The organism is Streptomyces sp. NPDC029139, assembly GCF_055564335.1.
Genome location: NZ_JBVHWN010000006.1, coordinates 132,252 through 158,506, shown reverse-complemented (window position 1 = coordinate 158,506; position 26,255 = coordinate 132,252). Strand labels below are relative to the sequence as shown.

The following is a 26,255-nucleotide window of genomic DNA, read 5'->3' as shown; positions in this document are numbered from 1 at the left end:
TCCTTACCGGCAGGTAACACGCGAGGGTTCGCCGATCCCGGTTCGCCGATCCCGGTTCGCCGGTCACGCGAGGCCGCGCGCCCGAGCCCCGCACATCAAACTGGTGATCGAGTTCCGGCTCGGCTGTGGCTATGATCGTGCGCAGCAAGGCCGTAGCGCAGAGGTCGTCGCGCCCACGCATCGAGCTGGAGGACGTCGGTTCGAATCCGACCGGTCTTGCGCCTACGTGAAGTCGACGCGGACGCCGGGCCCCGGCGAAGGACCGGTGGAGTGGTGATGGACCAGCCGACAACGCCCGTACGCTGCCCCGCGATCGAGCACCCGGATCTGCCACTCGCCGACCCGACGGAACTGGCGCCGCTCGTGGCCCGCCTCACGGACGCGCGGCCCGTCGGCGACGACGAGACCTTCCCGCTGGGCACCCTGCGCGCCGACGGCCGGGTGGACCTGTGCAAACAGGGTCTCGGCCCCGGCGGCGCCGCCCGGCTGCTGCCCGCCGCCACCGTCTCCCCGCACGCCGCCCATTTGCTCCTCGGCACCAACTCCCTCGGTGACGAGGGGGCCCGGTCGGTCGCCGACGCCCTCGTCGCGGCGCGGGAAGCGGGCGCCTCCCACGGGATCCACACCCTCTACCTCGGCTGCAACCGCATCGGGCCGGCCGGCGTGACCGCCCTCGCCGAGGCCCTCGCCGACGACACCACGCTCCGCGCCCTGTGGCTGAAGCGCAATCCCGTCCGGGAGGCCGGTGCCCGTACCGTCGCCGGGCTGCTGCGCCGCAACACGTCCCTGCGCACCCTCGACCTCGTCAACTCCGGCATCGGCCCCGCGGGCGTACGGATCGTCCTCGACGCCCTCCTGGAGCGAGAGGCCCCGCTCGAACGTCTCTTCCTCGGCGGCAACGGCCTGACCTCCGCCGACGCGCCGCTGCTCGCCGCCCTCGTCCGCGAAGCCGGCGTCCGCGAGCTCTACCTGACGGCCAACCACCTCGGGGACGAGGGCACCGCCGTCCTGGCCGCCGCGACGGACCCCGCCCGGCCCGTACGGCTCGGCCTCGGCGGCAACGGCATCGGCCCCGCGGGAGCGCGCGCCCTCGCCGACGCCCTCGGCGGCATCGAGACCCTCGACCTGGGCCGGGCCATGTCCGAGCGCAGTCTCGGCTCCCCCGGCAACGCCACCGGCGACGACGGTGCCGGCGCCCTCGCCGCCGCCCTGCCCGGCAGCCCGCTGCGCCGCCTCGAACTGCGCCACACCGGCATCACCGGTCGCGGTGCGAAGAGCCTGCTCGCCGCCCTGCCCGAGGGACACCGCCTCGAGTACGTGGGCCTCGGCCCCGGCCTGCCCCGCCGCGTGAAGCGGTCCTTCGCCGAGCGGCTGCGCCCCGTCCGGCCGACCCACCCCGATCTGCGCGCGATCGGCAGCGTGTACCGATGATCGCGCGCCCGGCACCGCCCGGCTCCCTTCCGCCCGCCGCGCTCCCGCCCGCCGACGCCGCCACCTGGGCCCGCGTGCGCCGCTACGCCGTCCCGCGCTGGATGATCGAACGCGCCACGGAAGCCCGCCTGGCCGGCGACTGGAGGGCCGCGTGCGCCGCCGCCGCGGTGGACGTCCCGGAGGACCTCGACCCGGAGCGGATCGCCGACCGGTACGGCCCCGACGTGGCGGCCCGGGTGGCGGACGACCTGCGTCACCTGGCTCCGGACCTGCTGCGCTGGCACCTGCCGCGCGTCCTCGGCGGCCACACCACGATCGCTCCGGCCCGGCGCGTCGTTCTCGCCTCGTACGGGAGCACCGGTCCCGTCCTCTCGCTCACCACCTCCCCGATGCTGGAGGGGCCTCAGCGGCTCCCCCTGCACTTCGGCCCGGTGCGCCCGCCCGCGCGCGACAAGCTCCACGGCCTGACGTACGCCACCGAGGACTGGACCGCCGCCCGCCGCTTCTGGGACGCCCGGCACTCCGCTGAACTGCGTCACAGCGCGGGGCCGTCCACCTCCGGACGTCTTCCGTTCCTGCGGCCGGACGGCACGCCGCTATCCGCGGGGGAGCTGCCGACCGAGGACCCGGGGAGCTCCGACCCGGCCGCCCGCGCCGAGTGGGTCGCCGTTCTCCAGGCCCGCGGCGCCCATGTCGAGGCGTACGCCGCCGCCGGACTCGAGCTCGACCTCACCCCTCCGCCGCAGGTCCGGCGCATGCAACCGCTCGACGTCACCGAACTCCTCGGGTACATCGCGCCCGACCTCACCCGCCTGGCCCCCGAGATCAGGCGGCTGGGGCACGCCGGACGCGGCACGCGTTTCCACGTCCGCGTGGAGTGGCGCGGCCACCTGCTGGTCGAACTCGACCCCACGGACGCCGACGAGACCCGGGCGCGCGTCGTCGGCCGTGAGCGCCGCCGGGAGGAGGACGCCCCGCCGCTGCCCGGATACGTCTGGCAGCGACTGCCGGACATCGGTCTCCTGCGCGCGGGACGGATCCGGCCGGAGGACCTGCACCCGCTGGTCACCGCCGCGTTGTTCCCGCACGCCGGGCCGGCCGTCGGCCCGCCCGGGCCGAAGACGCCCACGCCGGTGCGCGTCCGCTGCCGCGACGGCGCCTGGCACGAGGTCGTGTCGAGGAACGGCGTGCTCGACATCCCGCACACCGAGCAGGAGCGGCAGCGCGAACTCGCCCTGCGCGCCTTCGGTGGAACCGTCACCGGCTGCTTCGCCACCCAGCACGCCTGGGCCGGCGGCGAGGGACGGCTGCCGCGCGCCCTGCGGGAGCAGCGGCGCGAGCTGTTCCAGCACGTGCAGCACGGAGACACCCCGGCCGTGCTGGCGCTGCTCGACGCCGGGACCGACCCGCACGTCCGCGACCGCATGGGACGCGGGCTGCTGCACCGTCTCCACCTGCTCGACCACCGGGAGCTGCTGCCGCGGCTGCTGGCCGCCGGGCTCGACCTGGAGGCGAAGGACAGGACGCAGCGCACGCCGCTCCAGAGCGCTGTCCAATGGGGAGGATCGGCCGCCCTGGTCAGAGACCTCCTCGACGCCGGTGCCAGGATCGACGTGACCGACGAGATGGAGCTCTCCCTCGCCCAGGTGATCCGCCGTTACGAGCGGACCGACCTGATGTTCCTGCGCCGCCGCGTGCTGAAGGAGCATCCCGGTGTCGGCCCCGAGTGGTTCGACGACTACATGAGCGAGCGGGACGCGGAGCCCGACTGGGACGAGGAGGACGGGCCCGGCCAGGAACCGGATCCGTTCGAGGAGTCCGCACCGATCGACGAAGCGGATCCGTTCGACGCATCGGAACCGTTCGGCGAGCCCGCCCCCTCCCTCGGGCCGGACCACCCCGCAGCACAGGACGAGGACGTTCGCGCATGACCGGTTCCCCTTCCGTCCCCCCGGTCCTCGCGGCCGCCGACGCCCTCAACGCCCGCCTGCGCGTCACACGCAGCGAACCGGCCGGCAATCCCCAACTGGAGGCCCTGGCCCTGGCCGTGACGGCGAACCAGCCCGTGCTGCTGTGGGGCGAGCCCGGCATCGGCAAGTCGGCGGGCATGGAGCAGCTCGCCGCCGCTCTCGGCGTCCACCTGGAGACGGTCGTCGCCAGCGTCCACGAGCCGTCCGACTTCGCCGGACTGCCGATCGTCGGTGACGACCCCGCCACCTCGGGCGTTCCGATGGCCCCGCCGGACTGGGCCGTCCGGCTCGCGCGCACCGGGCACGGACTGCTGTTCTTCGACGAGTTGTCGTCGGCGCCGCCCGCCGTGCAGGCCGCCCTGCTGCGGGTGGTCCTCGAGCGCAGGGTCGGAAGCCTGGCCCTGCCGGAGTCGGTACGGATCGTCGCTGCCGCCAACCCGCCTTCCAGCGCGGCCGACGGCTGGCACCTCAGCCCGCCGCTCGCGAACCGCTTCGTCCATCTCGACTGGACGCACGACCCGCGCACCGTGGCCCGGGGCATGGCCGGCATCTGGCCCGAGACCGTCCTGCCCGCCGTGGACCCCGGACGGGCGTCCGGCGCGGTCGCCCGGGCCCGGGGCGTCGTCTCCGGCTTCCTGACCGCCCGCCCCGGCCTGGTCCACCACATGCCGAAGGAGGCCGAGGGCCGCGGCCGCGCCTGGCCCTCGCCGCGGACCTGGGAGATGGCGCTGCGCCTGCTGGCCGCCGGGTACGCGTCGGGCGCCGGACGGGAGGCGCAGGCCGTCGCCGTGATGGGCGCCGTCGGCGAGGCGGCCGGCATCGAGCTGCTGTCGTACCTGGAGAACCTCGACCTGCCCGACCCCGACCGGGTGCTCGCCGACCCGTCCGCCTTCGCGCTGCCCGAACGCGGCGACCGCCAGCTGGCGTTCCTCATCGCCGTGGTCGCCGCCGTGCAGAGCGAACCGACCCGTCCCCGCTGGGAGGCGGGCTGGGAGGTCCTCGCCAAGGCCGTGGACGCGGGCGTCCCCGATGTGGCGGCGCGGGCCGCGCGCGACCTCGCCGTGATGCGCGAGCCCGATTGGCCGATCCCGTCCGGAATCGACGCCTTCCTGGAACTGCTCCAGCTCGCCGGCGCGCTGCCGGGCGCGCGCTGAGCGGCCGCCGCCCGTGACCGCCACCGGGGGGCCGGCCGACGGGCTGGACCGCGCGAAGCTGCTGGCCGCGCGCTACAAGGCGGCCGAGGCACGCCCGTACCTCGCCTCCGCCCTGTACGCCCTGACGGTCGTCGCCTCGGGGCAGGTGCCCACCATGGCCGTCGACCGCTACTGGCGCTGCTACGTCGCCCCGGCCTTCGTCGAGGCCACGGACATCGAGGAGCTGGCGGGGGTGTGGATCCACGAGGCGTCGCACCTGTTGCGCGACCACCACGGGCGGGCCGACCGGCTGCCCGCGGCCGACCAGCGCGACCGGCGGCGGGTCAACATCGCCCAGGACTGCGAGATCAACGACGACCTCGTCTCCGACGGACTGCGCCTGCCCGAAGGGCGGATGGAGCCGAAGCTGTTCGGTCTGGCCGCGGGCGGACTCTTCGAGGAGTATCTGCCTGGCATCCCCGCGACGCCCCACCACCACGTGGACTGCGGATCCGGCGCGCACGGTGTCCCGGCGCCCTGGGACCTGGGCGAGAACGGCGCGGGGGTGGCCCGGCTGGATCCCGTGGAGGCCGAGGCCCTGCGCCGTCAGACCGCGCAGGCCATGCGGGCCCACCAGCGGTCCCGGGGATCGCTCCCGGCGGGCTGGCGGCGCTGGGCGGAGGAGGTCCTGGAGCCGACCGTCGACTGGCGCAAGGCGCTGACGGGTGCCGTCCGTGAGGCCGCCGCCTGGGCGGGCGGTGCGGTCGACTACACGTACCGGCGCCCGTCGCGCCGTACGCCGGCCCTCGGCGGCCGGGTGGTACTGCCCAGCCTTCGCCGACCGCTGCCGCGCGTGGCGATCGTCGTCGACACCTCCGGGTCGATGGGCGAGGACGACCTCGCCGCCGCGCTCGCCGAGGTGTCGGGCGTGCTGCGCGAGGTGGGGGTCGGCGGCAACCGGGTCACCGTCCTGGCCTGTGACGCCGACGTCCACGCCGTCGCCAGGGTGACCGCTGTCGACCAGGTCGAACTGGCGGGCGGCGGCGGGACGGACATGACGGTCGGCATCCGGGCGGCGCTCGCCGCGCCGGAACCGCCGAACATCGTCGTCGTGCTCACCGACGGATGCACCCCCTGGCCCCCGGAGCCCGTCTCCTGCCGCCTCGTCGTCGCCCTCATCGGCCAGGACGCCCCTCAACCGCCCGCGTGGGCCGAGACCGTACGGATCACCCCACCGCGCTGACGCCGCCCGCTCGGGGGACACACGAGCGAACGCCGCACCGGATGCTGTTCAGCACCCGGTGCGGCGACCACATCCCCGGCGCGGCTCGGTCCCGTTCCTCCGGTGGTGGTGGGTCACTCCACCCGACCGCACTCTCACGACCCGTCAGGCACTGTCCGTCGCGCCTGCCGTCCTCGCGTAGCGCACCAGGCTCGATGCGGCCAGCAGGACCACCGACACGGCGCTCAGCAGGGCTGTCGCCTTCGCCCAGGTATAGGTGAAGGCGAGGCTGCTGCTGATCAGATCGACCGTGCCGACGCTCTCCAGCGCGTGGATCACGATGACACCGATGGCGAGCCCCACAGCGGCGGCCCAGATGATCATGGTGTCCCGGACCGCGAGCCATACGCCGCACAGCAGGCACAGCACGGTGACCACCACGGACAGCATCTCCGCGCTGCTCCCCGCGCGCATGTCCGCGAGGTCCGTCGGCACATGGACCAGGCCGCAGGCGAGCATGGCGACCGCCGCGGGCCAGCGGAGCGCCGACCGCAGCGCCGAGGAGGCGGTGTGGCTGCCGGGGCCGGCGGCCAGGGCCCCGTCCAGGGCCGATCCCGTCCACTTCGCGGATCCTCGCGACCGCTTCGGCTCGGCGGCGACGACCGGGACGGCGTCCCGGCCGGGCTTCACGCCGTCGCCCGGGACGGCCCCGGCAGTCCGCTCCTTGGCGCCGGCGGCGGAGGGGTTCCAGTCGCTGCCGTCGGTTCCGAGGATGTTGACGAGCGCCACCACGTCCTCGATCGGCCGCCCCACGGCCGCGGCACGCAGCGTGGTCTCGGCCTGGTGGAGGTCGTAGCCCGAGGCGTTGAGCAGCGCGACCAACTGTCGCACCTCGTCCAGGGGCCGGGAGACGGCGGCCGCGCGCAGCGCCACGTCCGCGGGGCTGGACAGCTCGCCGGTCTGCTGGAGGCGGGCGACCAGCGAAGCGACCTCGTCCACCGGGCGCTCGGTCGCCGCCGTGCGCAGAAGGGTGTGTATGGCCTCGTCCCCCGTCTCGGCCTTGTCCTGCGCTTCGGACGCGGCCACCGGGGCCTCCGCCCGCTCCTGTTGGGGCTCCGGCTTGCGCTGCTGCTCCGGAGCCTGCTCCGGCGCCCGCTCAGGCTCCGGCCGGGGCTCCGGCTGTCGCTGCTGCTCCGGCGTCTCCTCCGGCACTCGCTCCGGTGCCTGCTCCGGCGCCTGCTCCGGCGCCTGCTCCGGCGCCTGCACCGGTGTCGGCTCCGGCTTCCGCTCCTGCTCCGGCGGGCCCGACCGTGTCGCCTCGTCGGCGTGGTCCGGGCCGCTCGGGGCCGCCGCCACCACCGGGGCACTGTGCACTACAGGCGGTGCCGTCGGTGCCGTCGGTGCCGAGGTGGGCATGGGCGGTGCGACAGGGGCCGGGGGCGTACGAGGAGCCGGGTGCGGGGGGACGGCGAACTGGGGGGACGACGCGGGGGCGGACCCGGCGTGCGGTTCCCTGTCGTCTTCGGCCGGATTGATGTGAAAGGGGTCGGGGGTCATGTCGCGGGCTCCGTTCGTGGAACATCCGGTAGGCGTCCACCGTGGCTGTCTCGTGAGCACCAGAAGACGCGCACTCACGTACAAGTAGTGCGCGGTTCGTGACACTGCGCCATCCGGGAACGCCCCTACTGGGCCGACGGAGGGAAGGGCCCCGGGCCGCCCGCCGGGTCCCGCCCGTACGGCCCGGTGCGGACCCCGCGCCCGGAGCCCACGCACCCGACGCGGCTCGGCGGCCGGCGCGGCCCCTGGGACCCGTACGGCCGGAGCAGCCAGCGGGACTCGCAACGCCGGGGCGGGACGTGCGCACCACCACCGGGCCCCGCCTCGGACCGTCTCGCGAGGCCGGCCGGGGCCGGAGGCACCCGGGCCGTCGCACCGTATGCGAGAACGTCACAGAAATGCCTTCTTCTGGTTACACGGCACCCCCCTTCCCCATGCCACTCTCCTGCCTGCACGACATCAACACGCGTAGACCCCAACGTCGTTGAGCAGAGCGCCACTCCCCCCGCATGCCGCCTCCCGGAAAGGGACCCCCCATGTTCGCTGTGCAGATAGGCAGATGGAAGGTGCTGGCGACAGCGCTGTCCGCCGTCCTCGTCGGCCTCACCCTCCCGACGGTCGCCGCCACTCCCGCGAGCGCCACCACGAACGCGTACGACACCACGTACTACAAGAACGCGGTCGGCAAGACCGGCACCAGCCTCAAGTCCTCCCTGCACACGATCATCAGCAGCCAGACGAAGATCTCGTACGACGCGGTGTGGAACGCCCTGAAGGTCACCGATCAGGACCCGAACAACAGCGCCAACGTCATCCTTCTCTACAGCGGCACGTCACGGAGCAAGGCCCTCAGCGGCGGCGACGTGGGTGACTGGAACCGGGAGCACGTCTGGGCGCAGTCCCACGGCAGCTTCGGCACCTCGGCGGGCCCGGGCACCGACCTGCACCACCTGCGCCCCGCCGACGTCCAGGTCAACAGCATCCGCGGCAACAAGGACTTCGACCACGGCGGCAGCACGGTCAGCGGCGCGCCCGGCAGCTACACGGATTCCAACTCCTTCGAGCCGCGCGACGCGGACAAGGGTGACGTCGCCCGCATGATCCTCTACATGGCCGTGCGCTACGAGGGCGACGACGCCTGGGCCGACCTGGAGCCCAACGACTCGGTCACCAACGGCAGTGTCCCCTTCCACGGCCGCCTCTCGGTCCTGAAGCAGTGGAACGAGCTGGACCCGCCGAGTGCCTTCGAGGAGCGCCGCAACAACCTCATCCACGGCACCTACCAGGGCAACCGGAACCCGTTCATCGACCACCCGGAGTGGGTCGAGGCGATCTGGTAGCACCGCTTCCGGCCGTGCCCCCGTCGTCGGCGGGGGCACGGCCGGCAGTCACCGGGCCTGGATCTCTCCGAGCGCCCGACTCCCCCGGCCCGCTTCGGGGTTGCCGGGTGGATTTCGGGCCCGGCGTGACCGACCCCTGTCGAGGAGCAGGTCAGGGCGACGGTGGACCGGTGGCGGGAGCGACTGGGCATGGCGGAACGACGGTGGCGGCCGCGCGGAGGCGGGTGACTGACGCGGCGGGTCCGAGCCGGAGCACGGGGAACGTAGGCTGGCCTCGGCGCCCGAGCGACAAGGAGGACCCATGAACTCCGCCGATGCAGGCCGGCAGCAGCTGGACACGGTCAGCGTCCTCAACACGAAGGTCACGCTGGTCCAACTCCTCGGCAGGGCGGGGATCTTCTCCGGTGACGCGGAGGAGCTGATCGGACTCGTCGAGGCCGGGGCCCTCGGCGTCGCGCTCAGGGAGATCGTCGAGATGACGAAGAGCGCCCCTGGAGAGAAGGGCCGGCTCTACGAGGCCGGCTGGCTCGACGGGACCCGGGCCGTCACCGACGAACTCGGCGAGATCGCCGAGCGCACTCTACGGAACGCCGTCAGCTCCGGTCCGTCGGCCGCCTCCCCGGACGCCCCCACACCTGTCGGGAGGATGGAGGTGGAGCGGGCGAAGGTGGCGGTGATGTCCCTCTACCTCTCGTTCACGGCTCCCTCCGACCTCGATCCCGAGGTCTCCGAGCAGGTCCTCATCGCCGTGCTCGGCACGATGACCGCCAGGGAACGGGCCGGGTACGCGGGACAGCTGACGGACTTCGCCTCCGTCCACCGCCTCCACCTGGAGCGGCTGTACGCGGAGTACGGGCCGGGCAGCACGATCGCGATCCACGGCCGCTACTCCCTCCTGCACTCCCCCACCAGCGTCGCCGTACTGGAGCGACTCGCCACGAGGCCGTCGGAGCTACGGCAGGAGTGGGACGCCGCCGAGCTGCCGCCCGCCTGGCTGGACGGGCTGACGACGGCCTGGGCGGCGGTGCCCTGACCGCCCCCGGGGCGCGCCGCGAAGCAGGACGTCGTCCGGTACGCGGTTCCCTCCGCGTCCTTGCGGGGCGGACACGCCGGGTGTCGTACGAGGAGCCGCGTACGGTCCACGCCTCCGGGTAGCCGCCCGTCATGAACGAAACGAAACCGCTGGCCGTCGTCACGGGTGCCTCCAGCGGCATCGGTCTCGAGCTGGCCAGGCAGTTCGCCCGGCATGGCTACGACCTGCTGATCACCGCCGAGGACGCCGGGCTCGCCTCCGCCGCGGTGACGCTGCGCGAGCAGGGCACGGAGGTGCGCCCCGTACAGGCCGACCTCACCACCGCCGAGGGCGTCGAGGAGGTCTGGCGGCAGATCACGGCGACCCGGCGCCCGGTCGCCGCCGCCGTGCTCAACGCCGGCGTCGGGCAGGGCGGCGCGTTCCTCGGCACCGACCTAGACGACGACATGCGCGTCATCCATCTCAACATCGTCTCGACCGTCCACCTCGCCAAACGCCTCCTGCCCGCCATGGTCGAGGACGGCTACGGCAGGGTTCTCGTCACCTCGTCCATCGCCGCCGCGATGCCGGGCCCCTTCCAGGCCGTCTACAACGCGTCGAAGTCGTTCCTGCAGTCCTTCGCGCAAGCTCTGGGGAACGAGCTGAAGGACACGGGGGTCACCGTGACCGCCCTGATGCCCGGGCCCACGCAGACCCCGTTCTTCGCGCGTGCCGACATGCTCGACACCAAGGTCGGGACCGACCCGAAGGACGATCCGGCGCAGGTCGCGGCGCAGGCGTTCGAGGCGCTGATGGCGGGCAAGGACAAGGTCGTCGCGGGGTCGGTGAAGACCCGGCTGCAAGGGCTGGCCGATCGCGTCCTCCCGGACGGTGTGAAGGCGCAGCTCCACCGGCGCATGGCCGAGCCGGGGTCGTCGCAGCGGTGACGGACGGGCGAAGGCACACCGAGGCGACCGTCCCCGACGAGACGCTTCGGAGACGGCCCCTGGCGTGTGGGCGGCGGCGCGGCGGGGCGCGGCCTCCTAGGCTCGCCCCATGACCGAGAACGAGATCCAGCTCAAGGCCATCGCGGCTCTCACGGCCCTGCGCGGCGGCGTCGGGACCGAATACGTCTCCGACCTGCTCGGCGAAGTCATCCCCACGCGCTTCCTCATCCCCGACACCGAGGATCCGGCGGAAGTGGGTCTGGCCATGCTCAACCAGCTCTCCGCACCCCTGAGCGCCCTCATCAACGGCTTCGTGCTCGCTTTCGAGACGGTCGCCGGAGCCTACGACAGGACCGCACCGGAGATGCCCACCGACGAGATCCTGCAGGCGCTCGCCCTGGACATCGCGCGCGACTCCGACTGACCCCGCCGGAACGGTTTCCACTGACCCCGCCGGAACGGTTTCCACTGACCCCGCCGGAACGGTTTCCCGGGAGCGGCCTCGGGAGCGGGGGCATCACGCCCCTGGGGGCGTGTGGTCGCGGGGGTCCGACCGGTCGAGCGTGAAGAGGCCGCCGTCGGGGTCGCGGATCGTCACCCGGTGGTCGCCGTTCCGTTCCGGGCCGCCGGTGACGGTGGTGCCGCCGTTCTCCAGCGCGAGCGAGACCGCCCGGTGCAGGTCCGGGACCTTGAAGTGGACCAGCCAGCGGGGGCGCAGCTGCGGTTTCGGCGCGGCCTCCTCCACGGGTCCGCTGTTCAGCCTGGCGACGGGTTGGCCGCGCCGCCGGAGGACGACCTGGTCCTCCTCGTACGAGATGTCGCAGCAACCGTCCGCGGCGCCCTGGCCCCAACCCAGCACCTCGCCGTAGAAGAGCGCCGCGTCGAAGGCGTCGCCCGTGTGGAGTTCCAGCCACGCCGGTGACCGCTGTCCACCGACGCTCCATTCGACGAGGACTCCGCCGTCCCAGACGCCGAAGGTGGCGCCCTCCCGGTCGGCCACCAGCGCCGCCCGCCCTCCGGGCGGATAGGAGACGGGGCCCACGCCGACCGTGCCTCCCCGTTCGCGGACCCGCGCGACCGCCGAGTCGGCGTCGTCGACGGCGAAGTACGGCGTCCACGCCACCGGTACGGCGAACTCACCCGCCACGGCGCCGATTCCGGCGACGGGGGCCCCGTCGACCTCCGCCACCGAGAAGGCCCGGCCGAAGCGGCCCTGCCGGAACGTCCACCCCAGCACCGTTCCGTAGAAGTGCTCCGCCGCCTGGCGATCGCGCGCCGCCAGGCTCAGCCAACAGGGAGCTCCGATCACTTCCGCTGCCACCAGCACCACGGGACTCTCCCTCCGTACGCGCCTCCGGACCTCGGGGCCTCTCGCCGAGGTGCCCGCCTGCGCGTATGCCCCTCGCCCCGCGCTCTACGCGGACGGGTCGCCGGCCGGCGAAGGCGACCACTCGGGCCTCAGGTCGTGCCCCGCTGGTCGGTGCTGTCCCGGCGCAGCTGTGCCGCTCGGCGGACGAGGCGGTCGACACTCTCCGCCAGGTCCGGGCGGGCGGCCCGCACATGGTCACGGGCTCCCTCCAGGGGGGCGACGAGCGCGGCGGCGTCGTTCCCGGCGAGGGCGCGGTCGAGCTCGGTGAGGGTCGTGCGGGCCGCCTCGGGAAGATCCGTCAGAGCGGTGATCTGCCCGGCGAGCCGGCGCAGGTCGGCCGCGTGGACACGGGCCCAGCTCACGACCGCGCGATCGGCGGCGCGCCGGTCGCGGGTGGCCTTGACGCGTTCCTCGGCGGTGCTTCCGTCGGCCCCGGGGCGGAGCCTGAGATAGCGGCGCTCGGCGGCCTGGCGACTGGCGACACCCAGGGGGTGGGCGAGATCGGCCCAGCTGGCCCCGGCCTGGCGGGCGGCCTCGATGAGTCCGGACTCCCACGCGCCGAGTTCGTCCCGCACCTCGCGCAGCAGGAGCAGCGAGGCCAGGGCCAGCTCCGGTCCCGCCGCGCCCGACGGGGCCTCCCCGTCCTCCGGGTCCGCGGTGCGCGCGGCGTGGAGAGCGGCGCTGATGGCGTCGAGCGCCTCGGTGGCGGCGAGGACGGATTCCGGGGCCGTACGCGGGTCGCCGTTTCCGCCGCCCGGCTCGCCCTGGATGTTCCCGGCGTCCCGCCGACGGCTCTCACGGCTCTGCTCGTTCGCGGTCACGGACATCCTCCCCGATCTGTCATCCCTTCGACGACTTCCTCCTTGTCATCACATGGATGACATGTTACAACGGAATCAGGGAGAGCGCATGGGCACTGTCGCCCGAGCCGGCTGGAGGTGTACGTGATCTCGATGCGCGCCGATCCGTCCCGCCAACTCGACCGGCTCACCCCGCGGCTTCTCCGACCCGGCATCCGGTCACGGCCGGGCTGCTGAGACAAGGCCGGCACGGTCCGGCTCCACGGCGGAGGACGGGGCACGGCCCCTCCCCTTCCCGGGCCCTCGTCCTCCGCACTCCACCCTCCGCCTCTCACGAGGGGACAGCAGCGATGCTCACCGAAGTGTTCCTCAAGGAAGTGCGGGAACGCGGGAGGTACGACAGCACCCAGGAGGCCGATCGTGCCGCCCGTGTCGTCCTGGCCCTCCTCGGCGCCCATCTGGTCGGCGGCGAGCGGGCCGAACTAGCCGCCCGGCTGCCCGAGACGTACGCGTTGATCCTGCTCAACCCGCTGCACGCGGCTGAGCCGCTGTCAGCCGAACGGTTCGTACGCGCCACGGCCGCGTGGATCGAGGGAGCCACGGAGGAGACCGCGAAGTGGGACGTCGGCGCCGTGCTCAGCGCGACGGCGGACGCCGCCGGCGAAGAGCTCATGCGGCACGTCCTGATGCAGCTTCCCCCCGGATACGACGTGCTCTTCGGTCGGCCGACGTCACTGTGACAGCGCGGCCGGGCGGGCGGTGACCCGAGCGCCGCCCGGCCGGCCGGGCGGCGACGCGTCGGACGCGTCGGCAGGGTGCCGTGCGCCGACGGGTCAGCAGGAGGCCGTGCGCTTCAGCAGGAGGCCGTGCGCTCGAAGTCGGCGATGGCCTTGTTCAGGGTGGCGAGAGGCGGCCGGACCTGGTCGAGGGCCGTCTCACCCTTCATGGTGTCGTCGTCCAGGTTCGTGATGGTCGTGTCGAGCCGGTCGAAGGCCTGCTGCACGCGGCTGGTGTCCATGCCCCCCGCGTCATCGGCGGCCTCACGGACGTCCTGCAGGTCGTCCTTCATGTCCTCTCGCACGTCCTCGATCTCGGTGACCGTGCTCGCGGAGGTGAGCCCGGACATCTCCGCCGTGTGCTCCTTGAGGTCGGTGACCCTCTCGCACACCGTGGAGGCCGCGGCGGCGCCCGTGTCCTGCGGCTCCTCCTCGTCGCCGCAGCCGGTCACCGTCAGTGCGGCGACCGCCGCCATGGCCGGCAGGGCGGCCCACGTCCACGGGCGACGTCGAGCGGAGTGGTGCGTCCTGGTCCTGGTCATGGCGGCCACCTCGGTCGGGTCGGTGCGTTTCTCCCGCCGCGAGTTTCCTCTCGCCGCGGCGCCAAACGCGCGTCGCGGCCGGCCTACCGGGGCGGCCGGCCGTCGGTGGGCGCCGCGTACAGAACGAGGTTCTCGTCGTAGCGACCTGTGCTCCGGTCGTAGTCACCGGCGCAGGTGACAAGGGCGAGGCGGGGCGCGCCCTCGGTCGAGAAGAGATCGCGGGGAAGCTCTGTGCGGTCGTACGTGCGGCGAGCCGTGACGCGATACCGGTGGACGCGGCCGTCGGCGCCCCGCACCTCGACCCGCGCCCCGATGTCGAGGCGGTGGAGCTCCGCGAACGCGCCCAGCCCCTCGTCCGTGTCCACGTGCCCGGCGATCAGTACGGTGCCGCGGGCTGCGCCCGGAGGGGCGCCCATGGCCCACCAGCCGGCGACGTCGCCGTCCCGGGGCAGGGCCAGGTCGCCGTCCCGAGCGGCCATGACGGCCCGGACGGTCGCGTGGAGCCGCCGCGGTCCGCCGACGGTGACGGACACGGGCGGCGCCGAAGGGCCGGCCGAGAGGTCCGGAGACGGGGCGGCGGGCAGGGTTCCCTCGTCCGCGCGGGTGGGGGCGCGGTCGAGCAGCGTCCAGCCCGCCGCCATCAGCACGCCACCCAACGCGACGGCCGTGACCGGGCCGGCCAGGTGGCGGCTTCGCACGTCGGTCAGCTCTCGGTGGAGCGGCGACGGTGGCCGCGCGCGATCAGGAACCCGGCTCCCGCCGCAAGGAGACCGCCGCACGCCAGAGCCGCGACGCCCAGCGCGGCCCGGTCGTCGGCCCGGGCCGCCAGCTGCCCGCCGGTACCGGCGCTCACCGTCCGGGGAGCCTTGGCGGCGTGGCAGGTACCTCCGCGGACCATGTCGAGATGCATGGCGACGACGGGACGGGCGGACTTCGCCGCGGCGACGACCTCGGCGTGGTGACCGGCCGCGATCTCCTGGTCGATCAGGACGAGGGTCTTCTCGTGCGCGGCGTCCTGCTCGGCGAGCCAGGCCGCGTCGTACGTGGGTGTTCCGGCCTTCGCCCGCAGCGCCGCCAGCTTGTGCCGGTCCGCCGGCGTGGGAGAGGCGGGCAGCGAGACGCCGAGCTTGCGCGCCAGCGCCTTCACGTCGGCGTCCAGCTTTCCGTGGTCACGGACCAGCGAGCTGCCGACGGCCTTCACGCAGGCGGTGGTCGCGTTCTTCTGCGCGTCGTGTCCCGCGGCGATCTCGGCGAGGTTGCCCTGGTGTGCCGCCTTCATGAACGAGCGGTCCTGGCTGCTGAGGTCCGCGGCGAGCGCGGGGGACGCGCCGAGACCGGTGGCGGCGGCGGTGGCTATGAGGGCAGTCGTCGTCAGGAGTGCGATCCGCATGGGAATCCTTTCTTCCGCCCCCGGCGGTGAGACCGGCGGCGCAACGGACGGGCACCTAAGGGCACCCCAGGGATGTGTGTCGCGCCGACACGCCGTAGCTGTCGCGGGAGTCCCGGATTCACTACAAAGGGTGACGCGAAGGGCTGTTCGGTGGGCCGGAAGCCGGTGCACGCGCGCCCGGCGATCACGCTGAGTGAACGGGGCATGCCCGGCGGGCCAGCGGGTAGTCGCAGGACTCGCCGACCCCGGCGTGCGGCCGGGGGCGGAACGACCGCGGCGAGAGCCCGAGGAAGGAGCCCCCGATGGTCCACGGTGTCCCGGGCGCCGGTTCGGAGGAGTACCGGATCGCCCATTTCCGAGAGCACCTCGCACGCGGTGAAACGGCCGAACTGGGCGTGCGGGTGGAGCTGCACGGCGGAGCGGTGACGCTGACCGGCACGGTGGCCACGGCGGATCGCCGGGACGAGATCCTCCGGCTCGCGCGGAGCGAGCTCGTCGGCCTCACCGTGCACGAGGACGTGGTCGTCGCCTGCGCGGACGCCCCCGATCAGTACGAGGAGCTGTCGTGACCTCTCTCCCCTCGACCCCCGCTGTCCGGGTGGCGGCCGTCGGTGACATCCATCTGGGCCCCGACTCGCGGGGCACCCTGCGACCGGCCTTCGCGACCCTGCACGAGTCCGCCGACGTCCTTCTGCTCGCCGGAGACCTGACCCGGCACGGCACCGTGGCCGAGGCGGAGGTGGTGGCGAGCGAGGTGGAGGGTGTCGGCATCCCGGTGGTGGCGGTCCTGGGCAACCACGACTACCACTCGGGCGAGGAGGAGGCGGTGACCCGCACGCTGACCGAGGCCGGTGTCTCGGTACTCGAGGGCGACGCCGTACGGCTCACCGTGTCGGGGATCAGCGTCGGCATCGCCGGCGCCAAGGGGTTCTGCGGCGGGTTCGCGGGCCGCAGCGCGGGTGAGTTCGGGGAACCGGAGATGAAGGCCTTCGTACGCACCGCCCGGCACAGCGCGCAGCGACTGCGCAAGGCTCTTGCGGAGCTGCGGGCGGAGGAGTGCGCCGTACGCGTCGCGCTCACGCACTTCGCTCCGGTGCCGGACACGCTGGCGGGAGAGCCGCTGGAGCTCTATCCCTTCCTCGGAAGCTACCTGCTCGCGGAGGCCATCGACGACGAGGGCGCCGACCTCGCCGTCCACGGTCACGCACACCTCGGCACGGAGCACGGCATGACCGGCGGAGGCGTCCGCGTCCGTAACGTGGCCCAGCCGGTCCTCGGCCGTGCCTTCGCGCTCTACGTCCTGCATCCGACGGCGCAGGAACAGCCTGCCCCCGCCGTGTGAACCGCGCGGGGTGCGGGGCCTCGCGCATCGTCCCGGGAGGAGGGTTCGTGATGACCACCACCCCCAGCAAGGCCGGTTCCGCCGTCACGGAGCCGTACGACGCCACACCCTTCCTGCCCACGCGAGGCGGGCTGCCGGCCCATCGGCGCGCCGCCGCGGACTGCCAGGGGTGTCCGCTGCACCGGGACGCGTCGGCGACCGTCTTCGGCAGGGGCAACGCGCACGCCCGCATCCTGCTCGTCGGGGAGCAGCCGGGTGATCAGGAGGACCGTGAGGGCGAGCCGTTCGTCGGGCCCGCCGGGCGCCTGTTGTCCAAGGCGCTCCGGGAGGCGGAGATCGACGAGGAGGACACCTACCTCACCAACGCGGTGAAGCACTTCAAGTTCACCGTCAAGGCCCCCGGCAAGCGCCGGATCCACAAGGCGCCGAGTCTCCGCGAGACGCTCGCCTGCCGCCCCTGGCTCGAGGCCGAGCTGCGGCTCGTCGACCCCGCCGTGGTCGTGGTGCTGGGCGCGACGGCGGGCCGTTCGCTGCTCGGCCCGTCCTTCCGCGTGGGCGCGGACCGCGGAGTGCCGCGTGCCCTTCCCGACGCCGACGGCACCCAGGTCGTCGCCACCGTGCACCCTTCGGCGGTGCTGCGCTCGGACGACCGCGAGGCCGCGTACGCCGGTCTGGTCGCCGATCTCCGCGTCGCGGCGCGGGCCGCCGCTCGATGACGCGGGCCCGTGAGGGCCGGGGCCCGCCATTCGGCGGACGGCGGATGTTCCCGGAGGAGCATTCCGGGAAGGGAGCACCTCATCAGTGATCACCGCAGCGCACACGCCCACCCATACGCCGCACGCCGCACGCCGTACGTAAAGGAGCGCACTTCGTGGACGGGACCGCGCCCACGGGCGAGGAGTTCGCCTCCGTCGTCTCCCTTCAGGTCAACGGGACGACCCACAGCCTGACCGTCGACAACCGCACGACCGTCCTGGACGCCCTGCGCGAACAGCTCGGTCTCACCGGAACGAAGAAGGGCTGCGACCACGGGCAGTGCGGTGCGTGCACCGTCCTCGTCGGCGGACGACGCGTCAACAGCTGCCTGCTGCTCGCCGTCGCCTGCGAGGGCGAGGCGGTCACCACGGTGGAGGGCCTGGCCGACGGTGACCGGCTGCACCCGCTCCAGGAGGCGTTCGTCGCCCGCGACGCCCTGCAGTGCGGGTACTGCACCCCGGGGCAGATCTGTTCGGCCGTGGGCATGCTCGACGAAGCGGCCCACGGGCACCCCTCGCACGTGACCCCGCCGCCGCCCGCCGGGGAGGCCGGCGGCGACGGAGCGGGGCACGGCGGTCCGGTTCCCCTCACTGCGTCGGAGATCCGGGAGCGAATGAGCGGGAACATCTGCCGGTGCGGCGCCTACCCCAACATCGTGGACGCGATCGCGGAGGTGGCACCGTGAAGCCCTTCGCCTACCTCCGTGCCGAACGGGCCGAGGACGCCCTCGAAGCCCTCGCCGCCCGCCCCGGCGCGCACTTCCTCGCCGGCGGCACCAACCTGATCGATCTGATGAAGCTCGGCGTCACCGCGCCCGACGCCCTCGTCGACATCCGACGGCTCCCGCTGGACGCCATCGACGAGACCCCCGAGGGCGGCCTCCTCGTCGGGGCCACGGTGCGCAACAGCGACCTGGCCGCGCATCCGGGCGTCCGCACCCAGTGGACCGCCCTCTCGCAGGCCCTGCTCGCCGGTGCCTCCGCCCAGCTGCGCAACACGGCGACCACCGGTGGCAATCTGCTCCAGCGCACCCGCTGCCCGTACTTCCAGGACACCTCCAAGCCCTGCAACAAACGGGCGCCCGGCACGGGCTGCCCGGCGCGCGAGGGCGCCCATCGCGATCTCGCGGTGCTCGGCCACTCGCCCCACTGCGTCGCCACGCACCCCTCCGACATGGCCGTCGCGCTCGCGGCGTTCGACGCGAGGGTGCACCTGCTCGGGCCGGCGGGCCCGCGGACGGTGCCCGTCACGGACTTCCACCGGCTCCCTGGCGACCGCCCCGAGCAGGACACCGTGATCCGGCCGGGTGAACTCGTCACCGGCGTCACCCTTCCGCCGGCTCCGGCCGGCAGCCGCAGCGGCTACCGCAAGGCGCGTGACCGCGCCTCGTACGCCTTCGCCCTCGCCTCCGTCGCGGCGGTCCTCCGCGTCGAGGACGGTGTCGTCCGGCACGCGGCACTGGCTTTCGGGGGCCTCGCGCACAAGCCCTGGCGTGCCCGCGTCGCAGAGGAGCTGCTGACCGGCGCGCCGGCCCGCCCGGAGACGTACGCGCGGGCGGTCGAGGCGGAACTCGCCGCGGCCGAGCCGCTGCGCGACAACGCCTTCAAGGTCCCGCTCGCCCGGAACCTCGCCGTCAGCGTGCTGACCGATCTCTCCTCGCCCTCCGAAGGAGGACCGACCCCGTCATGACGTCCGTTTCGGTGCACCCGGCCGCCGCCGTCCGTCGCGACGCCCGGGAGAAGGTGACAGGCGCGGCCCGCTACGCCGCCGAGCACACCCCTCCCGGCTGCGCCCACGCCTGTCCCGTGCCCGCCACCGTCGCGTGCGGCCGGGTCACCGCCGTCCACGCCGACGAGGTGCTGCGGATGCCCGGTGTCCTCGCGGTGGTCAGTCATGAGAACGCGCCCCGCCTCGGCGAGGCCGACGACCCGACGCTGTCGCTGCTCCAGGACGACCGCGTCCCGCACCGCGGCTGGTACGTGGCCGTCGTGGTCGCCGACACCCCGGAGAACGCCCGCGCGGGGGCGGACGCCCTGCGGATCTCGTACGCGCCCGAGGAGCACGACGTACGGCTGAGCGGCGATCACCCCCGCCTCCGCGTCCCGGAGGAGGTCAACGGCGGACAGCCGGCGGTGCGGGAGCGCGGCGACTTCGACGCGGCCTTCGACGCCTCCGCCGTACGCGTCGACGCGACCTACACCATGACCGCCCTGCACAACCACCCCATGGAACCGCACGCCGCCACCGTGTGGTGGGACGGGGAGGACCGGCTGACCGCGCACGACTCGAGTCAGGGGTCGACGACCGTACGGGACACGCTGGCCCAGCTGTTCCGGCTGTCGCGGGCTGACGTCACCGTCGTCTCCGAGTACGTCGGCGGCGGCTTCGGCTCCAAGGGCACCCCCCGGCCGCACGTCGTCCTCGCGGCGATGGCCGCCCGGCACACCGGGCGGCCGGTCAAGCTGGCACTCCCCCGACGTGAGCTCGCCGCGGTCGTGGGGCACCGCGCCCCCACCCTGCAGCGGGTCCGGATCGGGGCGGGGACCGACGGTGTCATCCGGGCGCTCGCGCACGAGGTCGTCACCCGGACCTCGACGGTCACGGAGTTCGTGGAGCAGGCCGCCGTCCCCGCCCGCACCATGTACACCTCTCCCCACAGCCGCACGAGCCACCGGGTGGTGGCGCTCGACGTGCCGTCCCCTTCGTGGATGCGCGCCCCGGGGGAGGCGTCCGGCATGTACGCCCTCGAGTCGGCCATGGACGAACTCGCCGTCGCGACGGGGATCGACCCGGTGGAGCTGCGGCTGCGCAACGAACCCGACCGGGAACCCGACAGCGGAAAGCCCTTCAGCAGCAGGAACCTGGCCGCGTGTCTGCGCGAAGGAGCGCGGCGCTTCGACTGGGAGGGGCGGGACCCCCGGCCGGGTGTCCGCCGGGACGGGACCCGGTCGCTCGGCACGGGTGTGGCGGCGGCCACCTATCCCGTCCTCGTCAGTCCCTCCACGGCCGAGGCACACGCCGGGCCGGACGGACGCTATGCCGTACGGCTCAACGCCACCGACATCGGCACCGGGGCGCGGACCGTGCTCGCGCAGATCGCGGCCGACGCGCTCGGCGCCCCTCTGGACGCGGTGCGTATCGACATCGGCAGCAGCTCGTTGCCCGACGCTCCGCTGGCGGGCGGTTCCTCGGGGACGGCGTCCTGGGGCTGGTCCGTGCACAAGGCCTGCACCGCCCTGGCCGGGAAGTTGCGCGCCCACTCCGGTCCCCTGCCGTCCGAGGGGGTGTCGGCGTTCGCCGACACCGAGGAGGAGGTGGCGCAGGAGTCGCTGTACGCACGCCACGCGTTCGGCGCGCATTTCGCGGAGGTCGCGGTGGACACCGTGACCGGTGAGGTACGGGTGACCCGGCTGCTCGGGGTCTACGCGGCGGGTCGCATCCTCAATGCGCGTACGGCGCGGTCCCAGTTCATCGGCGGGATGACCATGGGGCTCGGCATGGCGCTCACGGAGGGCAGCTCGATGGATCTCGCCTTCGGCGACCACACGGAGCGCGACCTGGCGTCCTACCACGTTCCCGTCTGCGCCGACGTGCCGGCCGTCGAGGCCCACTGGCTGGAGGAGGAGGACCCCCATCTCAATCCGATGGGCAGCAAGGGCATCGGGGAGATCGGCATCGTGGGCACGGCGGCGGCCGTGGCCAACGCCGTCCACCACGCGGTGGGGGTACGGCTGCGGGACCTTCCCCTGACACCCGACCGGATCCTGCCGCACCTGCCGCCCCCGCCGTCCTGAGCGCGGACGGAGTGCTCCGGGGTGCTCGTTTCAGGAGGACCCCGTTGGGCACCCGCCCCGCGCAGGGACGACGACGAACGGAGAAGGGGGTCCGGCGCGATGTCGACAGGAACTCTTCTGGCCATCATCATTCCCATCGCGGTGGTGATCGCCCTGATCGCGGTGGCCGTGGTCATGGACAGGCGCCGCCGGAGCCGGCTGCGCGACCGTTTCGGCCCGGAGTACGACCGCATGGTCGACGACGCGGGTGGCAGGCGGGCCGCCGAGCGCGACCTCGAGAGCCGCGAGAAGCGTCACGACTCCCTCGACATCCAGCCGCTTGCGAGCGGGACGAGGGAGCGCTACGCCCAGGAGTGGAGCGGTGTGCAGGAGGAGTTCGTGGACCGGCCGGAGGACGCGGTCCACGACGCCGACCGGCTGGTGACGGCGCTCATGCGGGAGCGGGGCTACCCGACGGAAGGGTACGAGCAGCAGATGCGGGACCTCTCCGTGGAGCACGGACGCACGCTGGAGCACTACCGGGCGGCCCACGAGGTCAACGAGCTCAGCACGTCGCGGCGGGCCACCACCGAGCAGTTGCGCGGGGCGATGGTGCACTACCGCGTCCTCTTCGACGAACTGCTCTCCAACGGCAACCAGTCGGGCCCGGCACGGGCCTGACCCGGATGCGGAGGCCAGGAACACATGCGTGACCACGACATACCCGAGCCGTCCGAGAGCGGCCTGTCGACCGAGGACATCGTCCGCGCCCACGACCGCGGAGGAGCCGAAGAGCCGGGATCGGAGCCGACCCCGCCCATGTACCCGGGCGAGAGCACCGGGACCGCCGGCGCGGCAGCCCCGGAGGACATCACACCCACGGACGAGCCTCCGGCGGACGGAGCGACGGGGACCCTGCCCCCGGTGGACGAACCACCGGCGGCGGAGCCACGGGCAGCGGAACCACCGGCGACCGGACCGGGGGGAGCGGAGCCAGGGGCCGCGGAGCCGGAGGCGGACGACTCCCCCGCGCTGCTGAACGCGGAGGACGAGCAGGGCTTCCGTACCCGCTGGCACGACATCCAGAGCCTGTTCGTCGACGACCCCCGCGAGGCGGTGCAGGCGGCCGACGGACTGGTCGCCGACGTGATGCAGACGCTCGCGGCCACCTTCGCCGACCACCGGCAGAGCCTCGAGGGCCGGTGGAACAAGGGCGAGAGCGACACGGAGAGCCTGCGCGTGGCGCTGCGCCAGTACCGCTCGTTCTTCAACCGTCTGCTGACCCGATGACGGCGTCGTCGCCCGGGCGGCCGGCGCGGTCGCCCGGGCGACGGCTGTCGACGTGGTCCGGCGTGGCGGGCGGTCAGCGCCCCAGTACGCCGTCCAGCCACTGGACGACCTCGGGAGTCGCCGGGTCGGTGATGTCGCCGAACTCCTCGTGCTTCTTCAGGAACTTCGCCACGTAGGGGCAGACCGGGACGATACGCATCCCGGAGGCGCGCACGTCGGTCAGGGCCTGCTCGACGAGGATCGAGGCCAGCCCCTGCCCGGCATACGCGTCGTCGATCTCGGTGTGGAAGAAGACGCGCTGCCCCTCGCGGTCGCGGTAGGCCGTCAGGCCCGCGCGCTTGTCGTCGACGAGGATCTCGTACCGGTGCCGGGGGTCCACGCGGAGGACGGTGGGAAGGGTCGTCTGCTCGGTCATGGTGTGCCTTTCGCGTGGTGCCTCGCTGGCGTGCCGAATTCTTTCAGACCGCGTGCGCGCCCGGGCCTCGGGGCCCGCATCCGCGTGCGGGGGGGGTGACCATCGCGAAGTCCGGGTCGGATTGTGCGAGGTGGCCCAGCAGCTCGGCCACCTTCCCGAGGTCGCCCTCCGTGCCTCCAGGGCCCCTTGCCGCAGCGGGTGGGCAGCGTCCGCCTGGCCGAGCAGCAGGGCTCGCAGGTCGGGCTTCGCCGAGCGTCAGCTCCGCGTCGGGCGCCGATTCCGCGGGGCAACTGCCGGTGACGTGCGGGAGCACGCCGTCGCGGACCCGGAGGGTGACGGCGTCCTGTGCGGCATGGCCGCTCCCCCTTTCACGCGCTTCCCCATGCGCGCCGTCGGGGCGACGCGTCACCGTCACCCTCCACCGATGACCGGCCCGGTACGAGCAGGCGTGATCCATCCGGGCGAGGCGGCCCGAGCGGAGGCGGGAGGGCCCGGCGTTAAGAAAGCGCCAGGAATCGCGTCGGGAGATGCCGCGCGGACGGCGGCCGCCGTCGTCTGCTCACGGGGGTGATTCCCCTCGTGCCGGCCCTCGCGTTCGACGTGGTGTGGACGCGCCGGCCGGGGCCGGCGTGAGCGTGATCGCGTACGGACGCGCTCTCTGCGCCTTGCGACGGCCGGGAACAGGTGGTGGTGGTCGCCGGCCGCCGTCGTGGCCGATCCGTTCTGCTGCCCGTTGTCCCGTGGCGGGGCAACACCCCAGGTGGGACGCGCTGTTGGCGGCGGAGTGCGTGCCGCGTCGCCCGGCCGCCGCCGTACGTCGCTCGTGGGCGGTCGCTCGCGTTGAGCGGCCCGACCCGGTGTCGTGGGGAGGGGCGGTCCGGCCGTCTCGCCCGCCGGTGGACCAGCGGGCACCGCGCGCGTGACAAGCCGCCCGGCGCGTCTTCCGGCGCGACCTCGGGCGTGTCAGGGCACGCCCCGAGGGGCCGGCACCACGCGTTCCGCGCCGGTCATCCGTGTCGCCGGAAGGTCCCATACTCGGTGATCGCGTTGCCGCGCGGGCGGTGACCGACACACCTGACGGTGGGAGCGAGAAAGTCGATGGGAGACATGAAGGACACGAAGGGCCCGACGGTGCCCGCGGTGGTGGACAGCCCCGCTCTCCGGCCGCAGCCGACCGGGCGGCTGGCGCGGTGGATGCTGCGCCACCAGGTGCAGCCCGTCGGACCGGCGGCGGGCGGAGGTCACACCGAGCCGCACGCCTGGTGGAAGGTGATGTGCCTGACCGGGGTCGACTACTTCTCCAGTCTCGCCTACGTGCCGGCCATCGCCGCGCTCGCGGCGGGCGCGGTCTCCCCGCTGGCGACCCTGCTGATCGTGGCCCTGACCCTGCTGGGGATGCTGCCGATGTACCGGCGGGTGGCCGAGGAGAGCCCGCACGGGGCGGGGTCGGTGGCGATGCTGGAGGACCTGCTGCCGTTCTGGCGGGGCAAGCTCTTCGTCCTGGTCCTGCTCGGGTTCGTCGCCACGTCGTGGATCATCACCATCACCCTGTCGACCGCGGACGCCTCCGTCCACGTGGTGGAGAACCCATTCTTCCCCGAGGCGCTGCACGGCCACGAGGTGGCCCTCACCGTGGCCCTGCTCCTGGTGCTCGGCGGTGTGTTCCTCCTCGGCTTCAGCGAAGCGGTCAGTGTCGCCATCCCCCTGGTCGCGATCTTCCTGGCACTCAACGCCGTGGTCATCGCCGTCGGCCTGGTCCATGTCATCACCACCCCAGGCGCGTTCTCGGCCTGGACCGACGCGCTCGTCGGGGGCGGCTCGGGGTTCGGCGACCTGATATCTCCCGCGCTTCTCGCGTTCCCGCTGCTCGTGCTTGGCCTCTCGGGGTTCGAGACCGGTGTGAGCATGATGCCCCTGGTGTCCGCCGACGGTGCCGACGACGAGGAACGGCTGCGCTCGCGTATCCGCAACACCCGCAAGCTCCTGACGACCGCCGCGCTCGTCATGAGCGTCTACCTGCTGGCCTCCAGCTTCGTCACCACCGTCCTCATCCCCGAGAAGGAGTTCCAGGCCGGCGGCGCCGCCAAAGGCCGTGCCCTGGCCTGGCTGGCCCATGAGCACGTCGGGGAGGCGTTCGGCACCGTCTACGACATCAGCACCATCCTGATCCTGTGGTTCGCCGGCGCGTCCGCCATGGCCGGTCTGATCAACATCGTGCCCCGCTATCTGCCCGACTACGGCATGGCCCCCGAATGGGGCCGCGCCGTACGGCCCGTGGTCCTCGTCTACACCGCCCTGTGCGTCCTCATCACGATCGCCTTCGACGCCGACGTCGACGCCCAGGCCGGCGCGTACGCCACGGGCATCCTCGCCATGATGGTGTCCGGCGCCTTCGCCGTCACCGTCTCCACGGCACGCCACGGGCGCCGGGCGGCCGCCGCCGCCTTCACGCTGCTCACCCTGGTTCTGCTCTACGCCCTGGTCCACAACATCGTCGACAAGCCCGACGGCATCACCATCTCCGGCTTCTTCATCGCCGGCATCGTCGCCGTGTCGCTGATCTCCCGCGTGTCGCGTACGACCGAGCTGCGGGCCGACCGCCTCGTCTTCGACGAGGCGGCCCGCCGGTTCATCGCCGACACCCTCGCCCATGACAACTCGATCAACATCATCGCCAACCGCCGCCAGGCCGGCGACAGCGCCGAGTACCGCGACAAGGAACGGGAGCAGCGCGGTACCAATCCGGTGCCCGGCCCGGCGGACGTGCTGTTCCTGGAGATCGATGTGGTCGATCCGTCCGACTTCAGCGAGGTCCTCGCCGTCCGTGGGGTCGAGGTCGACGGATACCGGATCCTGCGAGCGGAGGCCCCGGCCGCCCCCAACGCCATCGCGGCGATCCTGCTGGCCCTGCGCGACACCACCGGCATCCTGCCGCACTGTTACTTCGCCTGGGCCGAAGGAAGCCCTCTGAAGCACATGTTCCGCTACTTCCTCCTCGGCCGGGGAGACACCGCACCCGTCACCCGCGAGATCATCCGCAAGCACGAGCCCGAGCCCGGCCGCCGCCCCGGCATCCACGTCGGCGGCTGACCGGCACGGCCACACCGGGCAGCGGGGCGCTCCGGTGCCGCGTCGGACGGACCGGGGACACCGACGGGCGGCGTACTCCGACGTGGTGTCGGGGTACGCC

At 73.5% G+C, this 26,255-nt stretch carries 25 protein-coding genes and 1 pseudogene; 19 read left to right on the top strand and 7 right to left on the bottom strand.

Annotated features, from left to right (window positions below; genetic code table 11):
* Positions 1-146 precede the first annotated feature (146 nt).
* From ACZ4VW_RS16510 to ACZ4VW_RS16490, 5 genes and pseudogenes are all read left to right on the top strand, one after another.
* A pseudogene (locus tag ACZ4VW_RS16510) lies at positions 147-219 on the top strand.
* 57 nt (positions 220-276) lie between these two features.
* On the top strand, positions 277-1,431 hold the full coding sequence (locus tag ACZ4VW_RS16505; protein WP_467962800.1) for a leucine-rich repeat domain-containing protein: 1,155 nt from the start codon (positions 277-279) through the stop codon (positions 1,429-1,431).
* Positions 1,428-3,362, top strand: a complete 1,935-nt coding sequence (locus ACZ4VW_RS16500) for an ankyrin repeat domain-containing protein (RefSeq protein ID WP_467962798.1) — start codon at positions 1,428-1,430, stop codon at positions 3,360-3,362. The genes ACZ4VW_RS16505 and ACZ4VW_RS16500 overlap by 4 nt, the downstream gene beginning before the upstream one ends.
* Complete coding sequence (locus tag ACZ4VW_RS16495; RefSeq protein ID WP_467962796.1) at positions 3,359-4,555, top strand: AAA family ATPase; 1,197 nt, start codon at positions 3,359-3,361, stop codon at positions 4,553-4,555. The genes ACZ4VW_RS16500 and ACZ4VW_RS16495 overlap by 4 nt, the downstream gene beginning before the upstream one ends.
* Before the next feature lie 13 nt (positions 4,556-4,568).
* Positions 4,569-5,777: a vWA domain-containing protein gene (locus ACZ4VW_RS16490; protein WP_467962794.1), complete on the top strand. Its 1,209-nt coding sequence runs from the start codon at positions 4,569-4,571 to the stop codon at positions 5,775-5,777.
* A gap of 144 nt (positions 5,778-5,921) precedes the next feature.
* On the opposite strand, the gene ACZ4VW_RS16485 is transcribed toward ACZ4VW_RS16490, so the two are convergent.
* Complete coding sequence (locus ACZ4VW_RS16485; protein ID WP_467962792.1) at positions 5,922-7,115, bottom strand: hypothetical protein; 1,194 nt, start codon at positions 7,113-7,115, stop codon at positions 5,922-5,924.
* A gap of 734 nt (positions 7,116-7,849) precedes the next feature.
* On the opposite strand from ACZ4VW_RS16485, the gene ACZ4VW_RS16480 reads away from it, so the two are divergent.
* From ACZ4VW_RS16480 to ACZ4VW_RS16465, 4 genes are all read left to right on the top strand, one after another.
* Positions 7,850-8,653 (top strand): endonuclease I family protein, encoded by an 804-nt coding sequence (locus ACZ4VW_RS16480; protein ID WP_467962790.1) that lies wholly within the window; start codon positions 7,850-7,852, stop codon positions 8,651-8,653.
* 301 nt (positions 8,654-8,954) lie between these two features.
* Positions 8,955-9,686, top strand: a complete 732-nt coding sequence (locus tag ACZ4VW_RS16475) for a hypothetical protein (RefSeq protein ID WP_467962788.1) — start codon at positions 8,955-8,957, stop codon at positions 9,684-9,686.
* 131 nt (positions 9,687-9,817) lie between these two features.
* Positions 9,818-10,612 (top strand): SDR family NAD(P)-dependent oxidoreductase, encoded by a 795-nt coding sequence (locus tag ACZ4VW_RS16470; RefSeq protein ID WP_467962786.1) that lies wholly within the window; start codon positions 9,818-9,820, stop codon positions 10,610-10,612.
* Positions 10,613-10,721: 109 nt separating this feature from the next.
* On the top strand, positions 10,722-11,036 hold the full coding sequence (locus tag ACZ4VW_RS16465; RefSeq protein WP_467962784.1) for a hypothetical protein: 315 nt from the start codon (positions 10,722-10,724) through the stop codon (positions 11,034-11,036).
* Positions 11,037-11,129: 93 nt separating this feature from the next.
* Here ACZ4VW_RS16465 and ACZ4VW_RS16460 read toward each other — a convergent pair whose 3' ends face one another.
* Entirely contained in the window at positions 11,130-11,939 is an 810-nt protein-coding gene (locus tag ACZ4VW_RS16460) for a VOC family protein (protein ID WP_467963183.1), read from the bottom strand.
* Between the two features lie 131 nt (positions 11,940-12,070).
* Positions 12,071-12,751 (bottom strand): type III effector protein, encoded by a 681-nt coding sequence (locus ACZ4VW_RS16455; RefSeq protein ID WP_467963181.1) that lies wholly within the window; start codon positions 12,749-12,751, stop codon positions 12,071-12,073.
* Positions 12,752-13,131: 380 nt separating this feature from the next.
* Between ACZ4VW_RS16455 and ACZ4VW_RS16450 the strand changes: the two genes are divergently transcribed.
* Positions 13,132-13,521: a DUF2267 domain-containing protein gene (locus tag ACZ4VW_RS16450; protein ID WP_467962782.1), complete on the top strand. Its 390-nt coding sequence runs from the start codon at positions 13,132-13,134 to the stop codon at positions 13,519-13,521.
* A gap of 113 nt (positions 13,522-13,634) precedes the next feature.
* Here ACZ4VW_RS16450 and ACZ4VW_RS16445 read toward each other — a convergent pair whose 3' ends face one another.
* The 3 genes from ACZ4VW_RS16445 to ACZ4VW_RS16435 all read right to left on the bottom strand — a co-directional run bounded on the left by ACZ4VW_RS16445 (position 13,635) and on the right by ACZ4VW_RS16435 (position 15,489).
* Positions 13,635-14,099 (bottom strand): hypothetical protein, encoded by a 465-nt coding sequence (locus ACZ4VW_RS16445; RefSeq protein ID WP_467962780.1) that lies wholly within the window; start codon positions 14,097-14,099, stop codon positions 13,635-13,637.
* 83 nt (positions 14,100-14,182) lie between these two features.
* On the bottom strand, positions 14,183-14,797 hold the full coding sequence (locus ACZ4VW_RS16440; RefSeq protein WP_467962778.1) for a class F sortase: 615 nt from the start codon (positions 14,795-14,797) through the stop codon (positions 14,183-14,185).
* Between the two features lie 5 nt (positions 14,798-14,802).
* The gene (locus ACZ4VW_RS16435) at positions 14,803-15,489 is read right to left on the bottom strand and encodes a DUF4142 domain-containing protein (RefSeq protein ID WP_467962776.1); all 687 of its coding nucleotides are present in this window, start codon (positions 15,487-15,489) and stop codon (positions 14,803-14,805) included.
* 302 nt (positions 15,490-15,791) lie between these two features.
* Between ACZ4VW_RS16435 and ACZ4VW_RS16430 the strand changes: the two genes are divergently transcribed.
* The 8 genes from ACZ4VW_RS16430 to ACZ4VW_RS16395 all read left to right on the top strand — a co-directional run bounded on the left by ACZ4VW_RS16430 (position 15,792) and on the right by ACZ4VW_RS16395 (position 22,650).
* The gene (locus tag ACZ4VW_RS16430) at positions 15,792-16,058 is read left to right on the top strand and encodes a BON domain-containing protein (protein ID WP_467962774.1); all 267 of its coding nucleotides are present in this window, start codon (positions 15,792-15,794) and stop codon (positions 16,056-16,058) included.
* Entirely contained in the window at positions 16,055-16,831 is a 777-nt protein-coding gene (locus ACZ4VW_RS16425; RefSeq protein ID WP_467962772.1) for a metallophosphoesterase family protein, read from the top strand. Before ACZ4VW_RS16430 ends, ACZ4VW_RS16425 begins: the two co-directional genes overlap by 4 nt.
* Before the next feature lie 50 nt (positions 16,832-16,881).
* Positions 16,882-17,547 (top strand): UdgX family uracil-DNA binding protein, encoded by a 666-nt coding sequence (locus ACZ4VW_RS16420; RefSeq protein WP_467962770.1) that lies wholly within the window; start codon positions 16,882-16,884, stop codon positions 17,545-17,547.
* Between the two features lie 155 nt (positions 17,548-17,702).
* Positions 17,703-18,272, top strand: coding sequence for a 2Fe-2S iron-sulfur cluster-binding protein (locus ACZ4VW_RS16415; protein ID WP_467962768.1), 570 nt, complete (start codon positions 17,703-17,705; stop codon positions 18,270-18,272).
* Positions 18,269-19,276 (top strand): FAD binding domain-containing protein, encoded by a 1,008-nt coding sequence (locus ACZ4VW_RS16410; protein WP_467962766.1) that lies wholly within the window; start codon positions 18,269-18,271, stop codon positions 19,274-19,276. The genes ACZ4VW_RS16415 and ACZ4VW_RS16410 overlap by 4 nt, the downstream gene beginning before the upstream one ends.
* Complete coding sequence (locus ACZ4VW_RS16405) at positions 19,273-21,381, top strand: xanthine dehydrogenase family protein molybdopterin-binding subunit (protein WP_467962764.1); 2,109 nt, start codon at positions 19,273-19,275, stop codon at positions 21,379-21,381. Before ACZ4VW_RS16410 ends, ACZ4VW_RS16405 begins: the two co-directional genes overlap by 4 nt.
* 99 nt (positions 21,382-21,480) lie before the next feature.
* Entirely contained in the window at positions 21,481-22,041 is a 561-nt protein-coding gene (locus ACZ4VW_RS16400; protein WP_467962762.1) for a hypothetical protein, read from the top strand.
* Between the two features lie 24 nt (positions 22,042-22,065).
* Entirely contained in the window at positions 22,066-22,650 is a 585-nt protein-coding gene (locus ACZ4VW_RS16395) for a hypothetical protein (RefSeq protein WP_467962760.1), read from the top strand.
* A gap of 73 nt (positions 22,651-22,723) precedes the next feature.
* On the opposite strand, the gene ACZ4VW_RS16390 is transcribed toward ACZ4VW_RS16395, so the two are convergent.
* Positions 22,724-23,065, bottom strand: a complete 342-nt coding sequence (locus tag ACZ4VW_RS16390) for a GNAT family N-acetyltransferase (RefSeq protein WP_467962758.1) — start codon at positions 23,063-23,065, stop codon at positions 22,724-22,726.
* A 1,107-nt stretch (positions 23,066-24,172) separates the two neighbouring features.
* On the opposite strand from ACZ4VW_RS16390, the gene ACZ4VW_RS16385 reads away from it, so the two are divergent.
* Positions 24,173-26,155 (top strand): APC family permease, encoded by a 1,983-nt coding sequence (locus ACZ4VW_RS16385; RefSeq protein WP_467962756.1) that lies wholly within the window; start codon positions 24,173-24,175, stop codon positions 26,153-26,155.
* The last annotated feature ends 100 nt before the right edge of the window (positions 26,156-26,255 follow it).

Bases quoted from the DNA above. Each gene is read 5' to 3' on its own strand.
- ACZ4VW_RS16470 (WP_467962786.1), top strand. From the start codon at position 9,818: ATGAACGAAACGAAACCGCTGGCCGTCGTCACGGGTGCCTCCAGCGGC.
- ACZ4VW_RS16480 (WP_467962790.1), top strand. From the start codon at position 7,850: ATGTTCGCTGTGCAGATAGGCAGATGGAAGGTGCTGGCGACAGCGCTG.
- ACZ4VW_RS16495 (WP_467962796.1), top strand. From the start codon at position 3,359: ATGACCGGTTCCCCTTCCGTCCCCCCGGTCCTCGCGGCCGCCGACGCC.
- ACZ4VW_RS16475 (WP_467962788.1), top strand. From the start codon at position 8,955: ATGAACTCCGCCGATGCAGGCCGGCAGCAGCTGGACACGGTCAGCGTC.
- ACZ4VW_RS16390 (WP_467962758.1), bottom strand. From the start codon at position 23,065: ATGACCGAGCAGACGACCCTTCCCACCGTCCTCCGCGTGGACCCCCGG.
- ACZ4VW_RS16400 (WP_467962762.1), top strand. From the start codon at position 21,481: ATGTCGACAGGAACTCTTCTGGCCATCATCATTCCCATCGCGGTGGTG.
- ACZ4VW_RS16385 (WP_467962756.1), top strand. From the start codon at position 24,173: ATGAAGGACACGAAGGGCCCGACGGTGCCCGCGGTGGTGGACAGCCCC.
- ACZ4VW_RS16505 (WP_467962800.1), top strand. From the start codon at position 277: ATGGACCAGCCGACAACGCCCGTACGCTGCCCCGCGATCGAGCACCCG.
- ACZ4VW_RS16420 (WP_467962770.1), top strand. From the start codon at position 16,882: ATGACCACCACCCCCAGCAAGGCCGGTTCCGCCGTCACGGAGCCGTAC.
- ACZ4VW_RS16450 (WP_467962782.1), top strand. From the start codon at position 13,132: ATGCTCACCGAAGTGTTCCTCAAGGAAGTGCGGGAACGCGGGAGGTAC.
- ACZ4VW_RS16445 (WP_467962780.1), bottom strand. From the start codon at position 14,099: ATGACCAGGACCAGGACGCACCACTCCGCTCGACGTCGCCCGTGGACG.
- ACZ4VW_RS16435 (WP_467962776.1), bottom strand. From the start codon at position 15,489: ATGCGGATCGCACTCCTGACGACGACTGCCCTCATAGCCACCGCCGCC.
- ACZ4VW_RS16465 (WP_467962784.1), top strand. From the start codon at position 10,722: ATGACCGAGAACGAGATCCAGCTCAAGGCCATCGCGGCTCTCACGGCC.
- ACZ4VW_RS16430 (WP_467962774.1), top strand. From the start codon at position 15,792: ATGGTCCACGGTGTCCCGGGCGCCGGTTCGGAGGAGTACCGGATCGCC.
- ACZ4VW_RS16500 (WP_467962798.1), top strand. From the start codon at position 1,428: ATGATCGCGCGCCCGGCACCGCCCGGCTCCCTTCCGCCCGCCGCGCTC.
- ACZ4VW_RS16405 (WP_467962764.1), top strand. From the start codon at position 19,273: ATGACGTCCGTTTCGGTGCACCCGGCCGCCGCCGTCCGTCGCGACGCC.
- ACZ4VW_RS16395 (WP_467962760.1), top strand. From the start codon at position 22,066: ATGCGTGACCACGACATACCCGAGCCGTCCGAGAGCGGCCTGTCGACC.